The sequence below is a fragment of the Nonomuraea sp. NPDC050547 genome (genome assembly GCF_044457345.1).
Taxonomy (GTDB): Bacteria; Actinomycetota; Actinomycetes; order Streptosporangiales; family Streptosporangiaceae; genus Nonomuraea.
On record NZ_JBITGW010000020.1, the window covers coordinates 89,130 to 108,315 of the forward strand.

The following is a 19,186-nucleotide window of genomic DNA, read 5'->3' on the forward strand; positions in this document are numbered from 1 at the left end:
AAGACAGCCCGCCCTGAAGACAGCCCTCACGGGAGGACAGCACGCACAACTGACGCCACGCACGGAAGACAGCACGCACAGCGGATGGCACGCGCGGGAAGACAGCACGCAAACACCGCAGGAACGCGAAACGGCCCGCACCGGCGAGCGGTGCGGGCCGTGGCGACCTCAGGGCCGTGGCGGCCTCAACGGGCCTTGGCGACCTTGAGAGGTCAGTGGCGATCCAGGAAGCGATCAGTGGCCGTGGCCGTGACCGTGACCGCCGCCGGCGGCGGGGGCCTCCTCCTCGGGCTTGTCGACCACCAGGGCCTCCGTCGTGAGCAGCATGCCGGCGATGGACGCCGCATTCTGCACCGCCGAGCGGGTGACCTTGACGGGGTCGATGACGCCCTGGTCGATCAGGTTGCCGTACTCGCCGGTCGCGGCGTTGAGGCCGTGGCCCGCGGACAGCTCCGCCACCTTGTGGGTGACGACGTAGCCCTCGAGGCCGGCGTTCTCGGCGATCCAGCGGGTCGGCTCGACCAGCGCGCGGCGGACGACGCCCACGCCAGTGGCCTCGTCCCCGGTGAGGCCGAGGTCGTCCAGCTCCTTGCCGACGTGGATCAGCGCGGTGCCGCCGCCGGAGACGATGCCCTCCTCGATCGCGGCGCGCGTCGCGGAGATCGCGTCCTCGAGACGGTGCTTCTTCTCCTTGAGCTCGACCTCGGTGGCGGCGCCGACACGCAGCACGCACACACCGCCGGCCAGCTTGGCCAGGCGCTCCTGCAGCTTCTCGCGGTCCCAGTCGGAGTCGGACTGCTCGATGGCGAGCTTGATCTCCTTGACCCGGTCCTCGATCGCCTGCGCGTCGCCGGCGCCGTCCACGATGGTGGTGGCGTCCTTGGTGACGACGATGCGGCGGGCCGTGCCGAGCACCTCGAGACCGACGTGCTCCAGCTTGAGCCCGACCTCCTCGGCGACGACCTGGCCGCCGGTGAGGATGGCCATGTCCTGGAGCATCGCCTTGCGACGGTCACCGAAGCCCGGGGCCTTGACGGCCACGGAGGTGAACGTGCCGCGGATCTTGTTGGTGACCAGGACGGCCAGGGCCTCGCCCTCGACGTCCTCGGCGACCACGAACAGCGGCTTCTTGGTCTGGGCGACCTGCTCCAGCAGCGGCAGGAAGTCCGCGATGGAGGCGATCTTGCTCTGGGTGAGCAGCACGTAGGCGTCCTCCAGGACGGCCTCCATGCGCTCGGGGTCGGTCACCATGTACTGCGACAGGTAGCCCTTGTCGAACTGCATGCCCTCGGTGAACTCGAGCTCCATGCCCATGGCGTTGGACTCTTCGACCGTGAGGACGCCGTCCTTGCCCACCTTGTCGAACGCCTCGGCGATGAGATCGCCGATCTTGGCGTCCTGGGCGGAGATCGTCGCGACGTTGGCGATCTCCTTCTTGTCGCCGACCTCGCGGGCGCTGGCGATCAGCTTGTCGCTGATGGCCTTGGCGGCCTTGTCGATCCCGCGCTTCAGCGACAGCGGCGAGGCGCCGGCGGCGACGTTGCGCAGACCTTCGCGGACCATGGCCTGGGCCAGGACGGTCGCGGTGGTGGTGCCGTCACCCGCGATGTCGTTGGTCTTGGTGGCCACTTCCTTGGCGAGCTGGGCGCCGAGGTTCTCGTAGCGGTCTTCCAGCTCGATCTCGCGAGCGATGGTCACGCCGTCGTTCGTGATCGTCGGAGCACCGAACTTCTTGTCGATGACGACGTTACGGCCACGCGGGCCGAGGGTTACCTTCACGGCGTCCGCGAGGGCGTTGACGCCGCGCTCAAGAGCGCGCCGCGCGTCCTCGTCGAACTCCAGGATCTTCGCCATTTGGTTGAAAGTCCTCTCCTAGCGTCGAAAGCCCCGGTCGCCTCTGCTGAGAGCTGCGTCCGGGGCCCGACACATACCGGCTTACTTCTCGATGATCGCGAGAACGTCGCGGGCGGAGAGCACGAGGTACTCCTCGCCGCCGTACTTGACCTCGGTGCCGCCGTACTTGCTGTAGAGGACGATGTCGCCCTCGGAGACGTCAAGCGGAATCCGCTTGTCGCCGTCCTCGTCCCAGTTGCCCGGGCCCACCGCGAGGACCTTGCCCTCTTGCGGCTTCTCCTTGGCGGTGTCTGGGATGACCAGGCCGGAAGCGGTGGTCTGCTCGGCCTCAAGCGGCTGGACCACAATGCGGTCGCCGAGCGGCTTAACGGGAACCTTAGTGGCGGTCGTCACGATCGGACCTCCCCTTCAGATTTGAATGATCTAGAAGAGGCGACCAGCGGGGCCTGCCGTCGCGGGTGGTAGACCTGCCTCGTCGCACGTTGGCACTCTCAAGGGGAGAGTGCCAACACGAAACATATGCAAGAGGGGCTTGACAGTCAACACGAACCGGCTCAGCGGGCGTAAGAGCCTTCCCGCAGCTCGGAGAGGATACCCGGCCTGCTGGGGGCCCATCCGAGTGCCGCACGGGTTCGCGCAGAGCTGACACGCTGGCTGAGCGCGAGCGCTTCGGCGAACGGCAGGCCCACGACCCCCGCCGCCTCCTCCACCGGCCACGACAGCACGTCCGCGCCCTCATCGGCCCCCGCCGACCGGGCAGCGGCCGAGGCCACCAGGGCCAGCGGCACGTGCTCCTCCGCGATCCCGTGGTAGATCGCGCCGGGCCGCCCCTTCTCCACCGCCGTCACGATCAGCTCGGCCAGGTCGTCCACGTGCACGAACGTCGAGCCTTCCCCGCCCTCGCCCACGTGCACCCCGCGCCCGCGCTCGGCCGCCCAGCCGCGCAGCATCGCCGCGATACCGCCGCCGCGCCCGTGCACCAGCCCCGGCCGCACCACCACGCCGCCCGCGCCGAGCACCAGATCCTCCACCTTCGGCCGGTACCCCACGATCGGGATCGGGTCGGCCGCGCTCTCCTCGTGCCCGTCCTCGGTCGCGCCGAGGACCCACACGCCGCTCACGTACACCACCGGCCTGCCCGCGCCGAGCAACGCCCCGATCACCTGGAGGTCGGTCGCCTCATCGCCGGTGAGCTGCGCCGCGTGCACGACCGCGTCGACGTCCGGCGTCACGGCCGCGGTGATCGACGCCGCGTCGGACAGGTCCCCGTACCTCTCCTCCGGTACGGCGGGCAGCCGCCTGCCCCCGTCGGCGGCCGGCCGTACCAGCGCCACGACCTCATGACCGCGGCCGGCGAGCTCCTCGACGAGCGCGCCCCCGACGTACCCCGTCGCGCCCAGCACCAGAATCTTCATCGCTCTTCCACTCCAAACACTTCGACATCGAAACTTTCGACGTGGTGGACAGTAGCCCGCACCCTCGAACATTTCAACCTCGAAGTTTTTGATAGTGTGCACAGCATGCGAGACGCAGTGGACGCGATCACGAAGCAGTGGGCCGCCACCCGCCCCGACGTGGACGTGAGCCCGATGGGTGTGGTGGGCCGCCTGTCCCGCGCCTCGCGCCTGCTGGAGCGGGGCATCAAGGAGTTCTTCGCCGAGCACGGGCTGGAGCCGTGGGAGTTCGACATGCTCGCCACGTTGCTGCGCGGCAACCCGGAGCACACCATGTGCATGAAGGACCTGGCCGCCTCCGCCCTGGTCAGCCCCGGCGCCCTGACCAACCGCATGGACCGCCTGGTGGAGCGCGGCCTGGTGCGGCGCTGGCCGCTGGAGAGCAACCGCCGCATGGTCCTGGTGGCGCTGACCGAGGAGGGCGAACGCCTGGCCGGTGACCTCCTGGCCCTCCACGTCGCCAACGAGGCGAGACTCCTGTCCGCCCTCACCCCCGCCGACCAGAAAGCCCTGGCCGAAACCCTCCGCAAACTCCTGGTCTCCCTGGGCGACACGGAGCTGTGAATGGGGGAACATCTCTCCTAGAGGAAAGCGCAGCAGAACGTGGTTCGATGACCACGAACGGCGACGACACCGACCTTACAGTGAGTGATGTGACCGCCACGATGGACCGCACGAGAGACGTACTCGCGAACTGGCCCTACCCGCCGGACGGCGGCTGGACGTCCGACGATCTCGATCTCCTGCCTCAGGACGGGCCCAACGGCGAGCTGGACCTCTTCAAGCGCGTCGAACTCATTGACGGAGCCCTCATCCTCATGTCCCCCCAACGCCGCTTCCACGAACGCGTCATCTCGAGCTTGCGCTCTCTCCTCACCGCGCAGGCTCCCGAAACCCTGGCCGTAGCAACGCAGATGGACGTCAAGATCGACAGGAGACAGCGCCCCTGCCCAGACGTCGTGGTGATCGACGCGGCGGCCGACAGCGACAGCGCGAACTCCTACCCCTCGGAGGCCGTCCACCTTGTCGTTGAGGTGGTCTTCCCCGAGTCCCAGTACCGGGACCGGGAGGTAAAGCCGCGCATGTACGCCGACGCCCGCATCAAGCACTTCTGGCTGGTCGAAGAAGAGGAGGGCAAGCCCGTCATCTACACATATGTGCTGGACGAGGTCACGCACTTCTACCGCGCCGACGTCACCCACCACGGCAAGCTCACCGCCAAGTCCCCGTTCCCCGTCGAGGTCGACTTCGCCGACCTGCTGACCTGAGCGCGTGCACTAACGTCGGATGACGTGGACCTCGACGCCTTTCTCGACCTGCTGACCCCCCGTGGCCGCAAAGCTCTGGACGAGGCGGTCGAGCTGAGCGGGAGCGATCCGGTCAAGGCGGCCACGCGGCTCAGGAAGACCTACGACAGCGCGCTCACCTCGGCCGCGCTCACCCAGGCCGGGCTCAGGGCGCGGGCGGTGGCGAAATTCGGGGACGACGCCCGGCTCATGTACTTCACGCCCCACGGGCTGGAGCAGTCCACCCGGGCCGAGGTGGCGGCGCATCGGGCGCGGCGGCTGACCGCGGCGACCCACGGGCCCGCCCGGGTGGTGGACGCCTGTTGCGGGATCGGCGGGGACGCGCTGGAGCTCGCGCGGGCCGGGCATCTCGTGGACGCCGTCGAGCTCGATCCGCTCACCGCCGCCGTGGCGCGGGCCAACGCCGAGGCGCTGGGGGTCGGGGAGCGGGTACGCGTGCGGGTGGGGGACGCGGCGGAGGTGGCCCCGGAGGAGTACGACGCGTTGTTCGCCGATCCGGCCCGCCGTACCGCCAGGGGGAGGACGTTCGATCCGCAGGCCTACTCGCCGCCCTGGCCGGTGGTCATGGATCTGGTGGGGCGGGCTCGGGGGTCGTGTCTGAAGGTGGCGCCGGGGATTCCGTACGAGTACATACCGGAGGCGGCCGAGGCCGAGTGGGTTTCGTACAAGGGAGAGGTCAAGGAGGCGGCGCTCTGGACTCCCGGGCAGGCGGGGCGCAGGGCGACGCTGCTGCCGGGCGGGCAGACGCTCACGCCCACGGGCGTGCGGGCGGCGGTGGGCGAGCTCGGCCGGTACGTCTACGAGCCCGACGGGGCGGCGATCCGGGCCCATCTGGTGGGCGAGGTGGCCGAGATGGTGGGCGGACGGCTGGCGGATCCGATGATCGCCTACATCACCGGGGACGAGCCGGTGGACACGCCCTGGGCGGCCAGGTATGAGGTGGACGAGGCGCTGCCGTTCTCGCTGAAGCGGCTGCGGGCGGCACTCCGGGCCCGCGAAATAGGAAATGTCACCATCAAGAAGCGCGGCTCCGCCGTGGACATCGAACGATTGCGGCGAGACCTGAGACTTTCCGGTGACAAGTCCGGAGTAATCATCCTCACGCGGATTATGAACCAACCTTTTGTTCTCATCTGCCTGGGGCTCCCACCTGCATAAATGACAAAACAGGATCTTTTCCAGTCACCCCGACGGACCTTGATCCAAAGGCTAAGGTGGACGGGCGGGAGTTCTCCCCCCTATAGCGGATTACCGCGTTCTCCTTCAGTCATTGCATACCGGACCTATCCCACCGCTGCGCGGCACTCCGTCGGCGAGTGAAGGAGCTTTCGGTGGATCATTCCAATCACACCACCCTTTTGCAGGCAGGCGGCCAGACCGCCATATCCGACAGGATGCGGGAGCTACTCGCGCGCGCCGCCCAGGACCACGTCTACGAGCAGCGCACCCAGGGGGCCGTGCTCGACGAGATCCGCCAGCGGCTCGAAGGCATGGAGTGGCTGCTGCGCGAGGTGCGCGAGCGCGAGCTCGGCGGGCTGAGCGGCACGCTCGAGTCCGTGAGCGGCCGCCTCGACGACATCTCCACCAAGCCGCCGGTCTGGGCCGAGGGACTGGCCCAGCACGTGGAGGCGGTACGCGACCACGTCGACGCCGTCGGCGAGCAGATCGGCAACGTCGACGCCCGCGTGGAGAACGTCAGCCAGCGCGTCAGCCCCGTCATCGAGCTGCCCAGCCTGTGGGCGGACGTCGGCACGGTCGGCGAGAGCGTCGACGAGGCGCTCAAGCGGTTGCAGACGGTGCTCGACGGCACCGAGGGCATCGCCAAGCGGCTCGGCGACTTCGCCGGGAAGCTCGGCCAGCTCAACGCCAGCATGGAGGCGGCGGCCAGCCGCTTCACCCGGCTCGACAAGTCCATCGGCGAGCTCACGGCCCGCACCGAGCGGGTCGAGGGCGGCATGGCCGACCTTTCCGGCACCCTCACCGCCCGCATCGGCGCGGTCGGCGAGGAGCTCAAGAGCGCCGTCGAGCAGGTCGACGCGAGGGTGGAGACGGCGGAGGAGCGGCTGTCCGGCCGCTTCGACGGCCTCGACAGCCGGGTCGACCGGGTCGACGGCCGCCTGATCGCCGTCGACGGCCGGCTCAACAGCGTCGACGGCCGCATCGAGACCGCCGACGAGTGCCTGGCCGACATCGACACCCGCCTCGACGGCATCGACGGCAGGGTCGGCGGCGTCGACAACCGCCTCGTCGGGCTCGACAAGCGCGTCGGCGAGCTCGACACCCACATCGGCGACCTCGACAACCACATGGGCAAGCGCATCGGCGACCTCGACGGCCGGGTCGACGCCCGCTTCGAGACGCTCGACGGGCGGGTCACCATCGTCGACGAGTGGCTGGCCGCCGCCGACCAGCACCGCTCCGACACCGCCACGCGCACCGAGGGCCGCTTCAACAAGCTCGACAACGCCTTCGAATCCCTCGACGAGCGCCTCGGCGAGGTCGAGGAGCACGTGGTGGCCCGCTTCGACGGCGTGGACACCCAGCTCACCCGCGGCACCGAGCAGCTGGAGGGCGTCGACGACCGGGTCGAGGCGGTCAACCAGCGCGTCGGCCAGTTGCCCGCGACGCTGGCGATCGCCGAGCGGGTGGGCGAACTGCTCGACTCGCAGACGACCGAGCAGGTCAGGCGCTTCGACGCCATCGACGAACGCCTGGCCGCCGCCTCCGCCGAACTCTCGGCCACGATCGAGGCCCGCCCGGACCGCGACGAGCTGACCCAGTCCGTCACCGACGCCTCCACCGACCTCACCAAGCGCCTCGGCGCCCTGGAGGAGACCATGCTCGCCCTCGCCGAGGCGCTCCTCCGCCCGACGCGATCCAAGGACTGACTCAAAGGGCCTTTGGAGCAGCTACGGCAGAGCCCACGCACCCGCCCCGCCATACCTCTGACCGCCCGTCGAGCGATGGTCGTGAGGGCTCACGGGGTGCTCGCCGTGACAACTCCGCTCTTGACCGGGTTCCGTGCGCCGCGCTGGCCGCCGTCCAGCGCGGCGCCGAACCCCCACCGCGCGGCGCCGGAATACCCCTGGGGGCCGTCACACGTGCGACCTCGGGCGCGGCGACGTCCCACGTGAAACCCGGAACCTCACAAGACCCGCATCGGTGGCGTGAGGAACCGCGGCCCCGGAGCACAGAACGCCGCCGCCCTGGCGGGTGGTCGCCTCACACGTGAACGGTCGTGATGGGCAGCGACGAGTCGGCGGGGATGTCCAGCGCCGACGGGGTGATCCCGGCCGCCAGCAGGTCAGAGCCCAGCGCGGCGACCATGGCGCCGTTGTCGGTGCAGAGTCCGGGGCGGGGCACGCGCAGCCGTACGCCCGCCTTGTCGCAACGCTCCTGGGCCAGCGCGCGCAGCCGTGAGTTGGCCGCGACGCCACCACCGATGAGCAGGTCCTTCACACCGTACTTCTTGCACGCCTGAAGGGCCTTGCGGGTCAGCACGTCCACCACGGCCTCCTGGAAGGAGGCGGCGACGTCCGGCACGTGGATCGAGTCCTGGGCCTCGACCCAGCGGGCCACGGCGGTCTTCAGGCCGGAGAAGGAGAAGTCGAGGGTACCGTCGTCCATCTTGCCGCGGGGGAAGCTGATCGCGGCGGCGGAGCCGTCGCGGGCGGCGCGGTCGATGTGGGGGCCGCCGGGGAAGGGCAGGCCGAGCACCCGCGCGACCTTGTCGAAGGCCTCACCGGCGGCGTCGTCGACGGTGGAGCCGAGGGAGATCACGTCCTGGGCGACGTCGGGGACCAGGAGAAGCGACGAGTGACCGCCGGACACCAGCATGGCGATGCAGGGTTTGGGCAGCGGCCCGTGTTCGAGCTGGTCGACGGCGACGTGGGCGGCCAGGTGGTTGACTCCGTAGAGGGGGACGCCCAGGCCGAGCGAGTAGGACTTGGCGGCGGCCACGCCCACCAGCAGCGCCCCGGCCAGTCCGGGACCGGCGGTGACCGCGATCGCGTCGATGTCGGAGAACGTCAGGCCCGCCTCGGTCAGCGCCCCCTCCACGACCGGCGTCATCGCCTCCAGGTGCGCCCGCGAGGCCACCTCCGGCACCACGCCGCCGAACCTGGCGTGCTCGTGCATGCTGGAGGCGATCGTGTTGGCCAGCAGCGTGTGCCCGCGTACGATCCCCACCCCGGTCTCGTCGCACGAGGTCTCGATGCCGAGGACCAGGGGTTCGTGCTTGTCAGCCATCCAGCTTCCTTCTCATCATGACCGCGTCGGTGCCGTCGTCGTAGTAGCGCCGGCGCAGGCCGATCTCCTCGAAACCGAACCGTTCGTAGACCGCCTTGGCCCGCGGGTTGTCGGACCTGACCTCCAGGAAGATCTCCCTGGCTCCGCGCCGGCGCGCCTCGCCGAGCAGTTCGGTCAGCATCGCGCCGCCGATGCCCCGGCTCTGGTGGTCGTGTAGCACCGCGATGGTCTGCACGTCGGCCTGGTCGCCGGCCGCGGCGAGCCCCGCGTAGCCGACGATCTCGCCGTCGTCGCGCAGCGCGACGACGTAGTGCCGGGTGCGCGGCTGGTCGGCCAGCTCGCCGCGCATCATCCCCTCGCTCCACGCGTCCAGCGGGAACGTCGCGCGCTCGATGGCCATGACCGCGGGCAGGTCCGCGTCGGTCATCTGCCGCAGTCTCACGCCCGCTCCCTGGTCCGCCTGGGCTCCCTGTCGGTCACCTTCTTGGGTGCCTTGGGCTCGACCGCGTCGGGCCGCCGCAAGTAGATGGGGCGCGGCTCGTCGAGCGGCTGCCCCGCCGCGATGCGCTCGGCCGCCAGCGCGGCCAGAAACCCCGCCAAGGGGTACGGCGGCGCCACCGCCTCCCCCAGCACCTCCGGGTAGAGGTCGGCCCCGGCGACCGGCAGCCCGTCTCGCGGAATGTCGGCCGGCCTGTCCACGAACGGCCCCTCGGCCCGCGTGCGCGCGTCGTCGTAGCGGGCCCAGAACAGTTCCTTGCGCCGCGCGTCGGTCACCACGAGGAAGGGCTCGTCCCGGCGGGTGCCGTAGGCGAGGGCGTCGAGCGTGCAGACGCCGTAGACCTCGGCCAGCCCGAGCGCGGTGCCCAGCCCCTGGGCGGTCATCAGCCCGACCCGCAGCCCCGTGTAGGGGCCGGGGCCGGTGCCGGCGACGATGGCGGTCACCTCGCGCAGCCGCACCCGAGCCTCTGCCAGCACCTTCTCGATGGTGGGCACGAGCAGCTCGCCGTGGCGGCGCGCGTCGACCGTGGTGGACTCGGCGAGCACGCGGTCACCGTCGTGGAGAGCGGCGGTGACAGCGGGTGTCGCGGTATCGAAAGCCAGGACCAGCACGAACAATGAGCCTACCGGCCCCGCGTCATGACCATCCTGTCCGCTCGCGAAGCCATTCGACGGCGACCTCGCCCTGCGCCGCCTGGAAGGCTCTGACGGTGGGGATGCCGGGTGGCGGCGGCTGACGGCTCTGCCGTACGAAGAAGCCGGCCAGGGCGGCGATGACGCAGGTCACGGCCGGGTCGGGGTCGGCGAGTAGCTCGCCGGGACGGGGGCCGCCCTGCATGGTGACGGAGGGCAGCATGGCCAGCCGGTCGAACCAGGCGGCGCCCAGACAGGCGTAGGGCCAGTCGACGACGTAGACGCGTTCGTCGGTGAGCAGGACGTTGTCGGCGCGCAGGTCGGCGTGGACGAGCGTGTCGCCGGCGGCGGCGCTCTCCCAGCCGGACTCCAGCTCGGCCAGGGCGTCGAGGTTGCGGACGATCCACGGGTCGAGCCCGTCGTGGTCCTCGCCGTGGCCGAGCCGCCGCCAGCCGCGGAACATCTGGCCGAAGACCTCGGCGATGGGCGGCGCGTCGATGGGGGCGGGGGTGAGCGAGGCGGCGAGTTCGTCGGCGGCGGCCAGGACGCGGTCGAGTTCGTCGCGCCGCCACGGCATCGCCGGTGGGCGGCCGTCGACGTCCTCGAAGAGCAGCACCACCCAGCCGTCCTGTTCGAAGGAGGTGAGCATGCGCGGCGCGGGGACGCTGGGCGGCAGCGCGGCGGCCACGCGGGCCTCGTCGCGGTACAGGGCGGTGGCCCGGTCGTTGACGCCGGGGCCGACCGCCTTGACGAAGGCGCGGCGGCCGGTGTCGAGCAGGAGCCGCGAGGCGGTGGCGGGAGAGAAGCCGCCGGTCTGGGTGACGGCCTCCGCCACGCGCCCGCCGAGCAGGTCCTCGACGCGGGCGCGCACCGGCGCGGCCACCTCCGACCAGGGGACTCTTACTCCGGAGGCATCAGGCGCGGGAGGCATAGACGATGACGTTATCGTCGTACTCGCCCTTGGCGTAATCGAATTTTCCGCCGCAGGTGACCAGCTTGAGCCCGTCCTCGACGTAGACGCGCTTGGCTGGGAAGTCGTTCTTGTGCACCTGCTCGACCGAGTCGACCTTGTACTCCGCGGTCTTGCCGTCGCTGCGCTCCACGCGGACGATCTGGCCCTTGCGCAGGTGCTTCAGCTTGTAGAAGACGGCCGGGGCGGTCTTGGTGTCCACGTGTCCGACGATGACGGAGGCGCCCTTCTCCCCCGGGACGGCGCTCTTCTCGTACCAGCCGGCCAGCTTGGGCTTCTCGTACGGCGGCAGCTCGACCTCGCCGTCCTTCGTCAGCCCGAGCTTCATCAGCGGCGCGTCCACGTCGATGGAGGGGATGCCGATGCTCTCCGGGACGACGGCCTCGGCCTTCTTCTCCACGGTCTTGCCGAACGCCACCAGCACCAGGCCGGTGATCGCGCCCGCCAGCACGATCCGTCCCGCACGGGCCATGCTCAGGCCCGGCGGCGCTTGAGGATCAGTATGGCGCCGCCCGCCAGGGCCAGGCCGACGATCACGCCTACGGGGCCGATCGGCATCGAGGAGTCGTCACCGGCGTCCTGGCCGAACGTGCCGCCGCCGCCCGCCCTGGGCGCCTTGGTGGGCACGCCGGTGGGCGTGTCGTCGGTGGCCCTGACCACGCGCAGCGTGGCCCTGCCGGTGTGGCTGGTGCCGTCGCACTTGACGTCGACGGTGTAGTTGCCGCGTTTGACGGTGCCGGAGACCGACGCCTGCCCGCGTACCCAGGGGACGGGCGCGGGGGTGGCCGTGGCGTTGGCGGGGCTGGCCGACGGGGTGGCGGGCGGCACGGGGTTGAGCGTGACGCCGGACAGGAACGCGTTGGAGGAGGCGGTGCCGACGTGCGCGGGGCCGCCGGTGGGCACCGGGCAGTTGGCCAGGATCCAGACCTTGGAGGTCTCGCCCGCGGTGACGCGGTCGGGGTTGAGCTGGACGTCGATGGGCGCCCGTGTGGCGCTCGCCGTGGCCTGTGGGGAGGTGGTCGCGGTGGTCGTGGGGCTCGCCGAGGGCGTGGCCGTGGGATCGGTCGAGGCGTCGGCTGTGCAGCCGACGACGCCGAACATGACGATGGCACCTGCGTACGCGACTTGCCTGACCCTGAGCACGGCCGCACCCCACTCCGCCGACTTCCCTCAGCATCCACCAGAATTGCGGATACCGCCCCACCTGATACCCAGAAAATCTAGGTAAATCCATGACCAATGATCATGATTTACGCCAATGTCGATACTCGTCAAGGGTGCCAGGGTTGCCGGGGCCTGAGGAGCGTTTTACTCTTCTGCGCGATCAGACGGCGTGTCGGCCCAGCGCTCGCCGACCCCGCGCAGGGTGACAAGGCGGACGTCGTCGCCGCCCTCCCGGTCGATGTGGATCTCCAAGCGGTCCTCCGACAGCCCCTCCACCAGGCCCTCGCCCCACTCGACGATGGTGACCGACTCCTCCAGCGAGGCGTCCAGGTCGAGGTCGTCGACCTCCAGATCCCCGCCCAGCCGGTACGCGTCCGCGTGCACGAGCGGCGGACCCTCGCACAGCGACGGATGCACGCGGGCGATGACGAACGTGGGCGAGGTGATCGGGCCGCGGACCTTCAGGCCTTCGGCGATCCCCTGGACCATCGTGGTCTTCCCGGCGCCCAGCGGGCCGGACAGCACCAGCAGGTCTCCCGCGCGCAGCCGGGCCGCCAGCCGCGTGCCGTACGCGCGCATGTCCTCGGCGGTGGCGAGCCTTTCCACTAGATCTCCTTGATCAGATCGCGCAGCGCCTCGTTGACCACGGCCGGGCGCTCCAGCTGGATGAGGTGCGAGGTGTCGGGCACCTCGGTGAAGCTCGCCCTGGGCAGGGCCTCGGCCATCGCCCTGCCGTGCTCGGGCGGGGTCAGCCAGTCCTTGTCGCCGACGAGGATCGCGGTCGGCACCGGATCGAGCACGTGCAGCGCCGAGAGCTTGTCGTGGTCCATGAGGGCCGGGTAGAAGTTCGCGAACACCTCGGTCGGGGTAGCGCGGATCATCGACTCGGCGAAGTCGACCAGCGTCGGGCTGACGTTCTTGGAGTCGCCGAAGCCGACGAAGCGGGTGATCAGGAAGGCGATGTCGCTGCCGGCGTGGCGGGTCTTGTCCACCAGGGAGCCGCGCTTGCCGAGCAGGGAGATCGTGCCCGGTGCGATCTTGTGGACCGCCTTGGAGACCATCGCGGGCAGGCCCAGCGTCAGCTCGGCCAGCTTTCCCGCGCTGGTGGCCATGAGCGAGACGGCGCGGATCTTGTCGCCGAACAGCTCGGGGTGGCGGTCTGCCAGCGCCATGATGGTCATGCCGCCCATCGAGTGGCCGACCAGCACGCACGGGCCGGGCACGAAGCGCTCCAGCACCTCGGCCAGGTCGTCGCCGAGCCGGTCGATCGTGCTGTCCTCGGGGGCGGCGCGCTGCGAGCGGCCGTGGGATCGCTGGTCCCACAGCACCAGGCGATGCTCCTCGCGCAGGTCGCGGCGCTGGTAGTGCCAGGACTCCAGGTTGAGGCAGTAGCCGTGGCACAGCACGATCGTCAGCGGCGCGTCCTCGGGGCCGTCGATCTGCACGTGCAGGTCGATGCCGTCGGAGGTGGTGTGGGTGCGCTCCCTGCCGCGCAGCTCGCCGAAGGGCTCGCTGGCCTCGGAGTCGGGGCGCAGCCTGATCCGGCCCACCGCCAGGCGCTTGGCCAGGGCCAGCCCCGCGACGCCCGCCGAAGCGGCGCCGACGATCGCGCCGGCGATCCCAACCTTCCGCCGTGTTGTCGTCGTCATGTCCCCTCATAAACTCTCGGCACGCGTGCGCCGATCTTCGTCACGATCTCATGCGTGATCGTGCCGAGGTTATCCGCCCATTCCTGCAAGGTGGCCTCGCCGTCCTTGCCAGGACCGAACAGGACGACCTCGTCCCCTGCGTCGATGACGTCGTCCTCGACGTCGATCATGAACTGATCCATGCACACCCGGCCGGCGATCGCCCTGCGGCGGCCTCCTGCCAGCACCTCGACCCGCCCCGTCGCGTGTCTGAGGATCCCGTCGGCGTACCCGAGGGGAACCAGGCCAAGCGTTGTCTCGCGATCTGTGACATAAAGGTGCCCATAGGACACTCCGGAATTCTCCGGCATGCGCTTGGCCAGGGCGAGCCTGGCCACCAGGGTCATCGCCTGGCGAAGACCGAAATCACCCAGCTCGGGGATCGGGCTCAGGCCGTAGAGGGCGATGCCCGGCCGCACCAGATCGAAGCGGGCGCGCGGCACGTCGACCAGCGCGGCGGAGTTGGCGATGTGCCTGATCACGTGGGACCCGCTGAGGCCGGCCTGGTCGGCCATCTTGAGCGCCTGGTCGAAGGCGTCGAGCTGCGCCTCGATCGAGGGGTGGCCGGGGATGTCGGCACAGGCGAAGTGGGACCAGAGGCCCACGACCTCGACCGCGCCCTCGGCCCGCAGCGCCGCCGCGGCGGCCAGCAACTCGGGCCAGGCGGCGAGTGGCGCGCCGCCCCTGCTCATGCCCGTGTCGGCCTCCAGGTGCACCTTCGCGGTGACGCCGGTGGCGCGCGCGGCGGCGGCGATCTCCCCCAGCAGCCCCGTCTCCGCCGCCGACAGCTCGACGTCCGCGCGCAACGCCTCCTCGTACGGCCCGCCCCGCGTCAGCAGCCACGACGTGACCGGAGCGGTGATCCCCGCGGCCCGCAGGGCCAGCCCCTCGCTCAGCGTGGCGGTGCCCAACCGGCTCACCCCCGCGTCGAGCAGGGTCCGCGACACCCGCACCAGCCCGTGTCCGTAGGCGTCCGCCTTGACCACGCCCATCAACGCGGCGCCGTCGGCGTGCTCGGCGAGCACGGCGACGTTGTGCCTGATGGCGGACAGATCGATGCGGGCCTCGGCCGGAGATGTCATCTTTCCAGTGTGTCAGCTGGACTCGATGCTTGAGCGAGGTTCGATCGCAGCCCGCTTGCAGGGGCGGCTACGACAGCGACCTGATCGCCGCCGGGATCGCGGCGGCCACGTCCGCGGTGACCAGCGGCGCCCCGTCGGCGGCCAGCCGTCCCGCCAGCCCGTGCAGGTACGCCCCGCACGACCCGGCGTCATAGCAGCTCAGCCCCTGGGCCAGCAGCGCCCCCGCCACCCCGGCCAGCACGTCGCCGGTGCCGCCCGTGGCCAGCCGCGCGGTGCCCGTACGGTTGACCCGCACCGGCCTGTCCTGCTCGGCCACCAGCGTCGTGGAGCCCTTGAGCAGCACCGTCACGCCGAGATCGGCCGCCGCCCTGCGGGCGTGCTCCAGCCTGCCCGCCTCGACGCGCTCGCGCGGGACCCGCATCAGCCGCGCCAGTTCCCCGGCGTGCGGCGTGATCAGCACGGGCGCGCTGCGGCGCAGCAGCGTGGCGTCGCGCGAGACCAGCGTGAGCGCGTCGGCGTCCACCAGCACGGGCACGTCACTGGCCAGCACCCTCCTGGCCAGCTCGTGGGCGAAGTCGCCGGTGCCGAGCCCTGGGCCGAGCACCCAGGCCTGCACGCGGCCGACGCCGTCGAGCGAGGGCTCGCGCAACTCGGTGACGACCGCCTCGGGCCAGTGGGAGCGCACCTGCGCCACGGGCGCGGCGGTGCCGGCGTAGCGCACCATGCCGGCCCCGGCGTGCAGCGCCCCGCCGACGGCCAGCACCGCGGCCCCCGTGTACTCCTCGCTGCCAGCGGCCACCCCCACCACGCCTCTGCGGTACTTGTCGGACTCGGCGCCCGGCTCCGGCAGCAGATCGGCGACGTCCCCGTCGGTGAGCGCCGCGACGTCCGGATCCGGCAGGTACGCGCCCAGCCCGATGTCGACCAGCTCCAACCGCCCGGTGTGACCGGCGCCGGGGTCGATCAGCAGCCCGGTCTTGCAGGCGCCCATCGTGACCGTCACATGCGCGCGTACCGCGGGCCCCGGCACCCGGCCCGTGCTCGCGTCCACCCCGGACGGCACGTCCACGGCGACCACCAGCCCCGGCCCCTGGTTCACCCGCGCCACGGCCCGCGCGTACGGCTCCCGCAGCGCCCCCGCCACCCCGATCCCGACCAGCCCGTCGACGACCAGGTCCGCCCGGTCCACCGCCTCGATGCCGCGCACCCGCCCACCGGCCTGCCGCAGGGCCGCCAGCCCGGCCTCGTGCACCCTGCCGCCCGCCAGGACCGCCTCGACCTGGGCGCCGCGCCGCGCCAGCCGTACACCGGCATAGAGGGCGTCACCGCCGTTGTCGCCGCTGCCGACGAGCAGGACCACCCGCGCCCCGTAGACGCGCCCGAGCATCGCGGCGCAGCAGGCGGCCAGCCCGGCGGCGGCGCGCTCCATCAGCGTCCCGTCGGGCAGGCGCGCCATGAGCGCCTGCTCGGCGGCCCTGATCTGATCGGCGGTGTAGGCGGTAAGCATGATCAGAAGCTATCCCTCCGCGATCACGTAGGCCATCGCCACACCCGCGTCGTGGGAGAGCGAGAGGTGCCAGCGCTTGACGCCCAGGCCGTAGGCGACCTCGGCGGCCTTGCCGCGCACGCGGAGCTCGGGCCGGCCGTTCTCGTCGCAGACGACCTCGGCCTCCAGGTGGCCGAGGCCGGGTGGCGCGCCGAGCGCCTTGGCGACGGCCTCCTTGGCGGCGAAGCGCGCGGCCAGGGAGTGGACGGCCCGGCCCTTCCGCTCGTCCTCGGTGAACAGCCTGCCGCGCAGCCCCGGGGTGCGCTCCAAGGCCGCCGCGAACCGCTTGACGTCGACCACGTCCACGCCGATGCCCAGGATCATGTCCCCAGGCTAGGGCAGGCGGGTCGCGAGGCCGTCGAGGATGCGGTCCACGCCGTAGCGGAAGTCCCGGTCGCGCATCGCCGCGGGGCCGCCGCCGTTCTTCAGGATGTGCTCGTCCAGCGCCTGGAGCCGGGGCAGCTCCCGATTGGTCTGCGCGGCAGCGGCGCGGATCTGGGCCTCCAGCTCCTCCTCGGTCTGGCCGAGCCTGGCCAGCATCGACAGCAGCGCCGCCTCGGAGGTCGACATCCCGATGACGTAGGAGATGAGCGTGCTCATCGCCTGGCTGGCCTCGTCGAGCTCGAACCCGGCCAGGGTGAAGATGGCCAGCATGCGGTCGGTCTGGCGCATCAGGTTGGGGCCGAGCTCGGCCAGGCCGACCTGGCCCAGAACCGAGGCCACCCACGGGTGGCGCAGGATCATCGAGCGCAGGCTGTCGGCGCACTCGGTCGCCGCCGCCCGCCAGTCGCCTTCCGCCTCGGGCACGCGCAGCTCGCCGTACACCTCGTCGACGACGAGCTCGATGAGCTCGTCCTTGTTGGCGACGTGGCGGTACAGGGAGGTGGCGCCCGCGTTGAGCCGGGTGCCGAGCGTGCGCATGCTGAGGTTGTCCATGCCCTCTTCGTCGAGGAGCTTCACGGCCTCGGCGACGATGCGCTCACGGCTGAGGGCGGGTTGCTGCTGCTGGCGGCGTGGGCGGGTCCACACCGAGGGAATGGGCTGCTTCTGGGCGGGCATGCGAAGCTCCTCTCACGTGCCCGCCAGCATAGCGCACGACGTGCGCGAGGTGCGAACATTCCGGATGCTCGCGCACGTCGTTCACATCAGAAGCCGCCCCGATGCCAGGGTCCCCAGATGGCGAACGACACGCCCTGGTTCGACTGGATGTTGACGTAGAGGGTCCGCCCGCCGGGGCCGAAGGTCGAACCGGCGAACTCCGCACCCGGGTCTCCGGTAACGGGCGCCAGCCGGGCGAAGTCGAAGATCTCGCCGCGCCTGGTCAGGCCGCGCAGGAAGTTGTCGCCGCCGCCGTCCTCGCACAGCACCAGCGTGCCGCGCGGGCTGACGGTGACGTTGTCGGGCAGGTCCAGGACGGTCGAGCCGGGCGACTCGTAGGCGAGCTTCAGCCGCCCGCTCCACGTCTCGTAGGCCCAGACCTGCCCGCAGCCCTTCCCGAACCCCGACGGCGGCGTGTCGCCGGTGGCGCCGCCCTGGGTGGAGACGAAGTAGACGGTGCCGTGGTGGTGGACGGCGCCCTCCAGCCTGGAGAAGATCGCCGCGCCCTGGTCGAGCCCCTGCCGGCTCACCGCCCGTATCGCCGTGTCGTTGTCCGGCCTGCCGGTGAACCGCGGGTCGGGCTCGGCGATCTCCACCCACCGGGTCCGGTAGACGGCGCCCGCGGGCTGGCCCGCCGACAGATCCTTCCCGTCCTCATCCCGTACGGCCAGCATCTCCAGCCGCCCGCCGTCCAGGATGCGCCCGGCCCTGAGCGGATGCTTCGGCGGAAGGTAGCGGTAGAAGCCGGACGGGAAACCGAAGTTGTCCTCGGTCAGGTACAGGGCCCCGCTGACCGGGTCGAAGGCCGCGGACTCGTGCGCGAAGCGCCCCGCCGACCTGATCGGCACGGGCCGCGCGACCCCGGTGATCGGCACCTCGAACACGTAGCCGTGCTTCTGGGTGAGCTTGGAGTTGTCGCCGCCGGAGAAGTCGTTGCCCACGTCCGGGCCGTTGACCGTCTCCTCGCAGGTCACCCAGGCGCCCCACGGCATCGGGCCGCCCGAGCAGTTCATCATCGTGCCGTTGAGCGAGGGCCCGCCGGCCAGCACCTCCCCGTACGGGGTCACCCGCAGCGTCGCGGTGCCGCCGCCGGCGGCCGGGTCGTAGGCCCTGGCCGGGTCGCCGAACGCGCCGACGGGACCGTTGACCTCGTGGTTGCGGACCAGGATCGTGCTGCCGCGCGGGCCGCGGAAGGCGGCCATGCCGTCGTGCCTGCCCGGAACCCGGCTGCCGTCGGAGAACGTCTCGCCCGCCGCGTTGAACGAGCGGTAGCGGAAGCCGTCCGGCAGGAAGAGCCTCACCTGGCCGTCCCGGGCGTCGGGCACCGGCCTGAGCGGGCCGTACCCGGTCACCGGCAGCGCGCCACCCCGGGCGCCGGCCTCCGCGACCCCGGCGAACGGCCCGGCGACACCCGCCGCGACGGCTCCCGCTCCGGCGAGAAAGCGACGTCGATCCATGATGCAGACCTTCCGTGACGTTGTTCACCGGATGTTAAGGTGCGCGGAAGATCGCGGGCTATGTCAGACCTCGCCAAGGCAGTACATCATTCCCCGTGCCAAGCACCGGTAATCCCCGTGTTTTGTCCACAGGCTGTGGAGAGGTTCGCGGGGCACCCCTGGCGACCCGGTTTGTACGCCGTCGCTA

The 19,186-nt window shown here is 71.1% G+C and carries 20 protein-coding genes; 4 read left to right on the plus strand and 16 right to left on the minus strand.

The genetic code is table 11. The features are described from left to right. Window positions 1-234: 234 nt before the first annotated feature. From groL to ACIBHY_RS41195, 3 genes are all read right to left on the minus strand, one after another. Window positions 235-1,854, minus strand: a complete 1,620-nt coding sequence (gene groL, locus ACIBHY_RS41185; RefSeq protein ID WP_397093490.1) for a chaperonin GroEL — start codon at window positions 1,852-1,854, stop codon at window positions 235-237. A gap of 81 nt (window positions 1,855-1,935) precedes the next feature. Further along, on the minus strand, window positions 1,936-2,250 hold the full coding sequence (gene groES / locus ACIBHY_RS41190; protein WP_197093639.1) for a co-chaperone GroES: 315 nt from the start codon (window positions 2,248-2,250) through the stop codon (window positions 1,936-1,938). 158 nt (window positions 2,251-2,408) lie between these two features. Then, window positions 2,409-3,269 (minus strand): NAD-dependent epimerase/dehydratase family protein, encoded by an 861-nt coding sequence (locus ACIBHY_RS41195; RefSeq protein WP_397256667.1) that lies wholly within the window; start codon window positions 3,267-3,269, stop codon window positions 2,409-2,411. A 105-nt stretch (window positions 3,270-3,374) separates the two neighbouring features. On the opposite strand from ACIBHY_RS41195, the gene ACIBHY_RS41200 reads away from it, so the two are divergent. The 4 genes from ACIBHY_RS41200 (at window position 3,375) to ACIBHY_RS41215 (ending at window position 7,503) form a co-directional block, all read left to right on the plus strand. Further along, entirely contained in the window at window positions 3,375-3,872 is a 498-nt protein-coding gene (locus ACIBHY_RS41200) for a MarR family winged helix-turn-helix transcriptional regulator (RefSeq protein ID WP_397256669.1), read from the plus strand. An 89-nt stretch (window positions 3,873-3,961) separates the two neighbouring features. Continuing rightward, entirely contained in the window at window positions 3,962-4,576 is a 615-nt protein-coding gene (locus ACIBHY_RS41205) for a Uma2 family endonuclease (RefSeq protein ID WP_397309584.1), read from the plus strand. A gap of 24 nt (window positions 4,577-4,600) precedes the next feature. Continuing rightward, the gene (locus ACIBHY_RS41210) at window positions 4,601-5,773 is read left to right on the plus strand and encodes a methyltransferase domain-containing protein (RefSeq protein ID WP_397256673.1); all 1,173 of its coding nucleotides are present in this window, start codon (window positions 4,601-4,603) and stop codon (window positions 5,771-5,773) included. A 173-nt stretch (window positions 5,774-5,946) separates the two neighbouring features. Further along, entirely contained in the window at window positions 5,947-7,503 is a 1,557-nt protein-coding gene (locus tag ACIBHY_RS41215) for a hypothetical protein (protein WP_397256675.1), read from the plus strand. A gap of 334 nt (window positions 7,504-7,837) precedes the next feature. On the opposite strand, the gene tsaD is transcribed toward ACIBHY_RS41215, so the two are convergent. The 13 genes from tsaD to ACIBHY_RS41280 form a co-directional block, all read right to left on the minus strand. Beyond that, window positions 7,838-8,863, minus strand: coding sequence for a tRNA (adenosine(37)-N6)-threonylcarbamoyltransferase complex transferase subunit TsaD (tsaD, locus tag ACIBHY_RS41220; RefSeq protein WP_397309586.1), 1,026 nt, complete (start codon window positions 8,861-8,863; stop codon window positions 7,838-7,840). Then, the gene (gene rimI / locus ACIBHY_RS41225; RefSeq protein ID WP_397256745.1) at window positions 8,856-9,290 is read right to left on the minus strand and encodes a ribosomal protein S18-alanine N-acetyltransferase; all 435 of its coding nucleotides are present in this window, start codon (window positions 9,288-9,290) and stop codon (window positions 8,856-8,858) included. The genes tsaD and rimI overlap by 8 nt, the downstream gene beginning before the upstream one ends. Before the next feature lie 11 nt (window positions 9,291-9,301). Then, window positions 9,302-9,973 (minus strand): tRNA (adenosine(37)-N6)-threonylcarbamoyltransferase complex dimerization subunit type 1 TsaB, encoded by a 672-nt coding sequence (gene tsaB / locus ACIBHY_RS41230; RefSeq protein WP_397256679.1) that lies wholly within the window; start codon window positions 9,971-9,973, stop codon window positions 9,302-9,304. Between the two features lie 25 nt (window positions 9,974-9,998). After that, on the minus strand, window positions 9,999-10,925 hold the full coding sequence (locus ACIBHY_RS41235; protein ID WP_397309587.1) for a phosphotransferase family protein: 927 nt from the start codon (window positions 10,923-10,925) through the stop codon (window positions 9,999-10,001). After that, window positions 10,909-11,436: a class F sortase gene (locus ACIBHY_RS41240; protein ID WP_397256683.1), complete on the minus strand. Its 528-nt coding sequence runs from the start codon at window positions 11,434-11,436 to the stop codon at window positions 10,909-10,911. The genes ACIBHY_RS41235 and ACIBHY_RS41240 overlap by 17 nt, the downstream gene beginning before the upstream one ends. Before the next feature lie 2 nt (window positions 11,437-11,438). After that, a complete protein-coding gene (locus ACIBHY_RS41245; RefSeq protein ID WP_397256685.1) occupies window positions 11,439-12,065 on the minus strand; it encodes a hypothetical protein in 627 nt (208 codons plus the stop codon). A 207-nt stretch (window positions 12,066-12,272) separates the two neighbouring features. Then, complete coding sequence (gene tsaE, locus ACIBHY_RS41250; protein ID WP_397256687.1) at window positions 12,273-12,734, minus strand: tRNA (adenosine(37)-N6)-threonylcarbamoyltransferase complex ATPase subunit type 1 TsaE; 462 nt, start codon at window positions 12,732-12,734, stop codon at window positions 12,273-12,275. After that, a complete protein-coding gene (locus ACIBHY_RS41255; RefSeq protein WP_397309588.1) occupies window positions 12,734-13,777 on the minus strand; it encodes an alpha/beta fold hydrolase in 1,044 nt (347 codons plus the stop codon). The genes tsaE and ACIBHY_RS41255 overlap by 1 nt, the downstream gene beginning before the upstream one ends. Continuing rightward, complete coding sequence (gene alr / locus ACIBHY_RS41260) at window positions 13,774-14,898, minus strand: alanine racemase (protein WP_397256691.1); 1,125 nt, start codon at window positions 14,896-14,898, stop codon at window positions 13,774-13,776. Before alr ends, ACIBHY_RS41255 begins: the two co-directional genes overlap by 4 nt. A gap of 67 nt (window positions 14,899-14,965) precedes the next feature. Further along, window positions 14,966-16,405: an NAD(P)H-hydrate dehydratase gene (locus ACIBHY_RS41265; protein ID WP_397256693.1), complete on the minus strand. Its 1,440-nt coding sequence runs from the start codon at window positions 16,403-16,405 to the stop codon at window positions 14,966-14,968. Between the two features lie 9 nt (window positions 16,406-16,414). Next, complete coding sequence (locus ACIBHY_RS41270) at window positions 16,415-16,768, minus strand: holo-ACP synthase (protein ID WP_397256694.1); 354 nt, start codon at window positions 16,766-16,768, stop codon at window positions 16,415-16,417. A 9-nt stretch (window positions 16,769-16,777) separates the two neighbouring features. Next, a complete protein-coding gene (locus tag ACIBHY_RS41275; protein WP_397256696.1) occupies window positions 16,778-17,503 on the minus strand; it encodes a TetR/AcrR family transcriptional regulator in 726 nt (241 codons plus the stop codon). An 86-nt stretch (window positions 17,504-17,589) separates the two neighbouring features. Next, window positions 17,590-18,999, minus strand: a complete 1,410-nt coding sequence (locus ACIBHY_RS41280) for an alkaline phosphatase PhoX (protein WP_397309589.1) — start codon at window positions 18,997-18,999, stop codon at window positions 17,590-17,592. Window positions 19,000-19,186 lie beyond the last annotated feature (187 nt).